Raw genomic sequence first — 7034 nt, forward strand, 5'->3', positions numbered from 1 at the left:
TGAAGTTGCTTAGCCATAATTTAAACCTCCTTTATCGAAAGAAGGTTTAAATCATAGCGTGTCCAAAAAGTCCACTTTTAAACTTTAAATCATTGAATAATAGTCCATTTTTAATTTTTAGTTGACATGACCGCAAATTGTTCTTGACAATAATCAAAATATAGTATATATTAATATTTAAACACTATATATTGTATTTAAAACAAGCAAAGCAGGTAGCTTTGTTCATTAGTTCTTTGAAAATATTAGCTCGATTGGATTTTTTCGAAGTACCTTCTTTCTCTTATCAGTTTATTTATCTGATAGAAATCGAATTTCGTAATAAATCCTGAATGATGTTATGCTTTAAGAGGTCGATTTTTGATTTCAGTTTCAGATTTCATTCAAGAGTGTAGAAAGGTTTATATACAAATCCCATTTATTTATTACGAATTATTCGTCATGAAAGGATATCTGCCTTTGTGTGCAAGAGAAAAAATGAATATCTTTTCAATTAAAAAAGATTTCATTTCCCTCTTTTGTTCAACTCATTATCAATAACCATATTGATAACGGGTCTAATTTTTCAAGAAAGGAGGTGAAATAAAATGAAAAGGGAAAAAATCCCTGCCAATTGGGCTAAGAAACCTCGTCTGCAACGTACTATTGAAACAATTCAATTAGTACGCAATGAACGAGGCAATATGGCCTGTGGAGATTTCCTACTCCATGCAGCAGTAGATTCTCTTAGCTCCGACGACATCGGTTCAGCCAAGGCATATCTCGAACAGTTCCTATTAATAGCTCAAAATGTTGAACCTGAACACAGAGCGGTTGTCGGTGTTGTAATCTCGAAAATCCTAACTCACAAAAAGTTCAAGATTTTTGGCCCATTGTTAAACATCCTCAACTTAATACTTGATATCTTTAAGTTGGCGAGTAGAAATCTCCTGAGTTGTAAATCCCTAGGAATTGATATTCCGATTAAAATAAATGTCTAATATTCTTAAAACACTAAATCTTCAGTCCCTGTCAAATATTTTTGGTATTTCTGTTCAAGAAATAATAAAGCTCAGCAAAATAGCACCAAAGCTTTATCACGAAGCCCATATTCCTAAGAAAAATGGGAAAAATAGAAAATTAGAAATTCCCAATACAAATTTAAAGCAGATCCAAAGGATTATTCTTCATAAAATTTTAGATAAATTGTACATCCACCCAAAGCTATTCGGGGGTCCCGGGTCATCCACCAAAAAAGCAGTTGCGGAACATACTCGAAAACATGTGCTTATTACGGCAGATATAAAGGACTTCTTCCCTTGCGTAAAATCATATCATGTGAGAAATATGTTCCTACGTTATGGAGCATCAGAAGATACTTCAAGAATTCTCACTAGGTTATTGACTTACAAAAATCACTTGCCACAAGGTGCTCCTACAAGTCCAGCTATTGGACGATTAGTACTTTTTCCTTTTGCCGAAGAACTTGATAATCTTCTAAATAAAATTCCGAAATCATCCTTTTCTATATATGTCGATGACATTATTTTAAGTGGCCCAAAAGGGGTAAAAGGTTTCTTATCTACTATAAGAAAAATGTTAGCTCATTATGGTTTTAAAATTAATAAAAAAACGAAGATAATGTATAGAAGTGAAGAACAAGTTTGTCTAAATATCAGAGTTAATGACGGCTTTGCGCCGCCAACAAACTATCTCAATGAACTCAAAAAATTGGCCGAAATAGTGCCTCCTTCAAATCCTACGCTAAAAGGAAAAATATCTTACATAAATTATCTTAGGAAAGCTTAAAAAGAAAATAATTCATCAACTTAAACGTCAACAATCCTGACAAAAATTAAACTTGGTCGAATTGTCTCAAACTCGAAACCAAATTGAGCAAAAAATTTTATTACCGATTCTAATACTTCAGTTGGTTTTAGGGGCTCAGGAAAAGATCTATGACATAATTCAGCCATTTTTTTAGATGCTGTTTTATTAAAAGGTGCAGGAAAATTAGAATATATTTCCTTTTTTGGCAATGAAGATTCTTTGTTAAAAGCTAACAAATAAAAATAGCTTAATAATGGCGGCTCGATTATAGGGCGAATATCTTTTATAAATTTATCACCATTTTTATGCTTTCTGAATTCATTCAAGAGCCTTCTTGTTTCATTAAAATCATGCTCGATATCAGAAATTATTTCAAAATGTCCCTGACAACAATTCAGTATATATTCTACGTACTTTACCGACTTTGTAGAGAAAAGTTTTTCGCATATTGCAAGTGAAAATCTCTCTGCGCAATATTCTTCATAAAATACTGAGATATTTTCCATGTAAACCTGTTCAGAAATAGAAAGCTCTTTATAATTAGGCTTTTCTATAGAATTAATAAAATGATTTGTCTCGTGAAAATATAAATGAAAACGAACTTGTGTATCATATGCTTCAGTAAAGATCTCTGGGCTGAGTACAAGAATTTTTTCCCCATTATTCTTTATAAACTTAGCTTGTGCATTGATTCTTCCTCTTTTTGTTGAATATTCATGATTGAATGTCAAATCTCTAACTGTTTGTTCGAAATTTTTGGGAATTAATAGAATATCAAACCATATCTTGAATATCTTGCCGATTATATCTAAAAAATTTTTTATTTCTGACGTCATGAGTTCTTTTTGCTCGGAAGTTCCAATTTCGATAAAAATATCTGGACTTAGCATTTATTAAAGGAATTGTTAATATCGCCTATCTATTTTTTCTTTCCTCTATAGTTTCATCATCCCAAACAACTGGAATTCCTGCTTCTTCAAATAACTTTTCAATTAAAATCATTCTCTCTTTATTTTTTGGGCTTTTAGGAAAAATTATGCCTGGAGAAACTTCTTTTCCTCTCTCAAGTTCAGATTCAATATAATCCCATACCTGACTGATTTGTCTTCTTACATTTCGAAGAAGAGCTTTTTCTGTCATCCTATCCCAATCTGAAGCCTTAACTTCACCACAGGCTACTAACTTTTTTTCTTCTCTATTTTGTGCATGAATATCTATCCGACCTTTTCGGCCACTCGGCTTGACACAAATTTTTTCAACTTTAATTTCGCCTTCAGCTTTTCTTTTCCAATCGTTCTGAATCTTTAGATGAAATGACCGCCCTCTTTTCAATCTTTTTAATTTATTTTCTTTATTTATTTCCACATCAGTTCAGATGAAAGAGCAACCTCTTTTATTATGTTCGAAATTCAGCAAACTTTTCATCTATTTCAGCTCTTAATTTTTTGCCAACTTCTTGAAATACATCTAATAATTCTTCATAGATGTCACTCCCAGCAATAAAATTCCAGAATTCCTTTCCAACTAAAATTTCTCCTCTTTCCAAATCATACAATCCTTTAAGTGTCCATCGCTCATAAGGCTCTGGATGATAAGGATTGTAAGGAATGGCAAGTCTTGTGAAAACTTTAACATTCCTATCTTGGCTCAATCTTAGTGCTGTCCATCTTAAAAGTTTTAATTTCAATGCTACAAACTCTTTCATATTTGGCTTTGCACTTGTTATGTCAAAGTAGTTTTCTTCTTTCTTTAACTTTACAAATAAATCTACCACCGAATCTGGATCGGTCTTTGCCTCTCCTTTCTTTATCTCTTTTCTAATTCGGTCTATTTCATAAATTTTGTCTGTAGTAATAGCACCTTTCCTTAGTTGATAATGAATCTCACTAATGAGTTTTTCTGTTTTATTGTCTATCTCGCCCAGCAATTTGTGCTGTCTCTCTGCATAATTACCGGCACCTTTTGCCAAAATAACCGCAACTTGCTCCCAAATAGATATGCCAAAAGTTGTATTTATTGATTGGATAAAGGAAAACATTGCATATCGATCCTTACCAAGAAGTCTATGATGAAATGGCATATGCTCTGTTTCAGGTTTGTAACTCTGTAGTTTATCTCTTACCGTAGTAATAAGAAGCTCAGCGATGTCCTTTTTTGTCTTAAATTCTAAAGCCATATTTTTACCCTTTCTTTTTAATCAATTCTTCGAGATCCCAAAATCTTCAAGGTATTACTCATCCTCTTAAAAATATCTTTCATTGTTATTTCACCTTCTTAAAGTAGAATATAGATTCAAAATATTTGTTAGAGTCCCTCTCTGTTCTCATCAAAACCGGCCTGTGAAAGACATCGACTAGTTCAAAGCCGCATTGCTTCCCAATTTCAGGAAATAAATTAAATTTATCATTTGCTACTACAAAAATTAATGCACCATCTTTTAGATACTTGGACACATTTTTAAAAACATCCACAATTCCTTTCATATATTCTTGTTTGGCGTTGCCATTCTGACCTTTTCTTGCAGGTCCTATTTCTAAATCATCAAGTCTTGGAAAATCAAATAACTCATAAGCATACCTATGTTGTTCATGGTAATCTATAACTCCCACATATGGAGGAGATGTAAAAATACCATCTATTTTTATATTCTCAGGCAATTTAATAATTCTTGCGTCTCCTTGAAAAATTTTGATAAAAGACTCGGTTCTCAGTTTGTCAAATTCTTTTAATCGCTTTATAGTATCGTAACTATATCGGTTTATGAACTTTAAAGCTTCATTAATAGGCTCGCAATATCTTTTATGTTTAATGCACCAGTAGGTTTCTCTTATTGGTTTTGTTGGCCTCGCCAAATCATAATGAGGAATAAGTCTTGCTGAGCGTGCTGATCTTGAGAGAATAATCTTTAGAATATCCTGATTCTTATAATCATTTATAATGCCTCTATAAAATAATATTTCCTGTAATGCTCTATCAGAAAACCATTTTTTAAAATATTCGCTCTCTGTTTCAAATCTGCCAACTTCAGTACCAAGTAATGGCCTCTCGCCAGTTGTTAGCTGTCTACTAAATAATCTTAATCTTTTTAATGCATCCTTAATTTCCTTTTCCACCTCTGGAATATTATATTTTTTTGTTTTTATTTTTTGGATTAACACATTGAACGGTGATAGTTCTATTCCTATAGAATTCATTCCTAATATATTGGCTTCTATCAATGCTGTGCCAGACCCTGAAAAAGGGTCAATTATTGTATCTCCCTTTTTAAAATATTTTCTCAAAAAAACTTCAACGAGTTGAGGGATGAACTTACCTAAATATGGATGTAGACGATGAACATGCTTTGTTCTCTCGGCTTCTCTTATACCTATAAAAGTCAAATCATTGCCCAAAATTTCAATATTCTTCTGAATATCTACTTTCTTTTCTATAAGTTCTATATCTATTCCGAACTTTTCAGCTGCTTTCTTATTTACTTCAAGCATGTTGCTTAACCCCTCATTGCCATTAAAAATTTTGTCATCCATACTCAATCATATTATTAACCAACAATATCCATATTAACAATTTACACATCTTTGTTTTAATAACACAAATAATTCTTGTATTCAAATAATTTATATAATTAATTTATTCCACCTACTTTTATAGCTTAAGAGCTATTAATTTAGTCCTATATTGTTCGTGGTTTCCTATTTATTTGCTTGCCACTTAAGAAATATTATTTTTGGCTTTAATAAACTTTATCAGAAACCCTTAAATCTATCAAATTTTTTAAAATTCTTATGATACGCTAAATTCGCTCACCAGTCTTTTCGTTATCGGGAAGCCAGGTTTTTGAATCTTCTCTTCTACTCGTCTCTTTTTGCTATTTCAATTTTTATTCTGTTTTTCTGAAAACGGTTTCTCTTCATCATGTACCAATTTCCACTCCCCGTCTTTATCCTGTTCCCAGACTTGATGAATTATCTTCCTCTTCTTTCTGTCAATTATAAAAATCTCTCTTGCAGGTTTTTGGTTTCTCCACTTGTTTTTGTTTTATATCTACTTATTAATTTATGAAGAGAGTTAAAATGTTTAGCAATTATTTGATTAGAAACCGTTACTATTTCGGTAAATTCCTCATTAATAATTTTATGTCCACATGACAATTTAATAATTTCACTTTGATGATCCTTTTCAATCTCTATTACATTTTTCTCTTCATTACAACCCTTGCAGAATTTTTTGAGTTCTATCATGCCATCTTCTTCCATTAAAATTTTTCTAACTTTTAGCTGTCTACCTCATTGAGGCGAACATTATCTTTCATCTCATTTTCAGCTTGAGGGAAACCTCACCTTATAACTTCTGGCTTCCACTCGCCTCATTTTTTTTATTTTTTTCATTAATTTTTTGGAGATATGAATTAAGAAAGCTTTTTTATACCTTCAATAACTATCCCCCCTTTCCCAAATTTACCTTTTGTTTGATAGAGTTCATTATTAATATTTGTATATCTTATTAAGAAATTATAGGATTTTACTGCTGTATGAGGAAAGAAATGGCTAAAAAGACTGATATTTAAAGTACTATCATTTGTTTTAATCTCACATTTAATTTCACTCTCTTCTTTAGCAAGAATAACATCTATTTCATGAAAAATATATTTTATATATAATTTGTTTTCTTTAATTAGAGGAATATCGTCAATCTTAACTTTTAAAGCAGGACCATTTCCTATATTCTTAAGTATAAATTTATTTTTATGTTCTATAAAAAGGATAATTACAAAAGGTCTCAAACTCAGTTCAGTTTGCTTAATTGTTTCTATCCTTAATCTCCTTGTCTCCCATGCATACCAAAGCACAACAAATAGAGTCAAAATTAACGCAACAGATGTTAAGATTTCCCACATCATTTTTATTGTTCAAAAAATGGACAAATATCCATAAGAGGGCAAATATCGAGTTTAGTCCTTTGCACTTTGCATTGTAAAGGGATATGAATTTGTTTTTTCGCTAATTTGCAATTTCCCTCCATCTTCTATCATTTCTCTCAAATTCCATTCTAAAAATCTTATAGCACAGGAAAAATTCGATGTCAAAAGTCATAAGGCTGTTAGCTAAATTTTAAAAGTGGACTATTTAAGATTTAAAAGTGGACTAATTTCAGGTCTTCATTTTTGACCTTTTCTATACCTACTAATTTGTTGTCATACCAAAATCTGATTTCTGCCATCCCTG

The 7034-nt window shown here is 31.5% G+C and carries 8 protein-coding genes; 2 read left to right on the forward strand and 6 right to left on the reverse strand.

The genetic code is table 11. From position 1 onward, the window contains the following. The first annotated feature begins 587 nt into the window (after window positions 1-587). Together AB1410_03810 and AB1410_03815 are read left to right on the forward strand one after the other, a co-directional pair. On the forward strand, window positions 588-980 hold the full coding sequence (locus AB1410_03810; protein ID MEW6455826.1) for a hypothetical protein: 393 nt from the start codon (window positions 588-590) through the stop codon (window positions 978-980). Then, window positions 973-1788 (forward strand): reverse transcriptase family protein, encoded by an 816-nt coding sequence (locus tag AB1410_03815; GenBank protein MEW6455827.1) that lies wholly within the window; start codon window positions 973-975, stop codon window positions 1786-1788. The genes AB1410_03810 and AB1410_03815 overlap by 8 nt, the downstream gene beginning before the upstream one ends. Window positions 1789-1808: 20 nt before the next feature. Here the strand turns inward: AB1410_03815 and AB1410_03820 are convergent, their stop codons facing one another. The 6 genes from AB1410_03820 to AB1410_03845 form a co-directional block, all read right to left on the reverse strand. Then, entirely contained in the window at window positions 1809-2699 is an 891-nt protein-coding gene (locus AB1410_03820; GenBank protein MEW6455828.1) for a hypothetical protein, read from the reverse strand. A 25-nt stretch (window positions 2700-2724) separates the two neighbouring features. Then, on the reverse strand, window positions 2725-3174 hold the full coding sequence (locus AB1410_03825; protein MEW6455829.1) for a hypothetical protein: 450 nt from the start codon (window positions 3172-3174) through the stop codon (window positions 2725-2727). Window positions 3175-3205: 31 nt separating this feature from the next. Beyond that, a complete protein-coding gene (locus AB1410_03830; protein ID MEW6455830.1) occupies window positions 3206-3985 on the reverse strand; it encodes a TdeIII family type II restriction endonuclease in 780 nt (259 codons plus the stop codon). An 85-nt stretch (window positions 3986-4070) separates the two neighbouring features. Next, window positions 4071-5294 carry a DNA methyltransferase gene (locus AB1410_03835; GenBank protein MEW6455831.1) on the reverse strand — a complete coding sequence of 408 codons (1224 nt, stop codon included), beginning with the start codon at window positions 5292-5294 and terminating at the stop codon, window positions 4071-4073. 504 nt (window positions 5295-5798) lie between these two features. After that, window positions 5799-6065 carry a hypothetical protein gene (locus AB1410_03840; GenBank protein MEW6455832.1) on the reverse strand — a complete coding sequence of 89 codons (267 nt, stop codon included), beginning with the start codon at window positions 6063-6065 and terminating at the stop codon, window positions 5799-5801. A 152-nt stretch (window positions 6066-6217) separates the two neighbouring features. After that, the gene (locus AB1410_03845; protein ID MEW6455833.1) at window positions 6218-6709 is read right to left on the reverse strand and encodes a hypothetical protein; all 492 of its coding nucleotides are present in this window, start codon (window positions 6707-6709) and stop codon (window positions 6218-6220) included. Between the last annotated feature and the right edge of the window lie 325 nt (window positions 6710-7034).

This window comes from Acidobacteriota bacterium (genome assembly GCA_040756905.1).
GTDB lineage: Bacteria > Acidobacteriota > Aminicenantia > JBFLYD01 > JBFLYD01 > JBFLYD01.

Excerpts from the sequence above, each read along its gene's own strand:
- AB1410_03835 (MEW6455831.1), bottom strand. The coding sequence starts at position 5,294 with ATGCTTGAAGTAAATAAGAAAGCAGCTGAAAAGTTCGGAATAGATATA.
- AB1410_03820 (MEW6455828.1), bottom strand. The coding sequence starts at position 2,699 with ATGCTAAGTCCAGATATTTTTATCGAAATTGGAACTTCCGAGCAAAAA.
- AB1410_03845 (MEW6455833.1), bottom strand. The coding sequence starts at position 6,709 with ATGATGTGGGAAATCTTAACATCTGTTGCGTTAATTTTGACTCTATTT.
- AB1410_03815 (MEW6455827.1), top strand. The coding sequence starts at position 973 with ATGTCTAATATTCTTAAAACACTAAATCTTCAGTCCCTGTCAAATATT.
- AB1410_03810 (MEW6455826.1), top strand. The coding sequence starts at position 588 with ATGAAAAGGGAAAAAATCCCTGCCAATTGGGCTAAGAAACCTCGTCTG.
- AB1410_03830 (MEW6455830.1), bottom strand. The coding sequence starts at position 3,985 with ATGGCTTTAGAATTTAAGACAAAAAAGGACATCGCTGAGCTTCTTATT.
- AB1410_03840 (MEW6455832.1), bottom strand. The coding sequence starts at position 6,065 with ATGGAAGAAGATGGCATGATAGAACTCAAAAAATTCTGCAAGGGTTGT.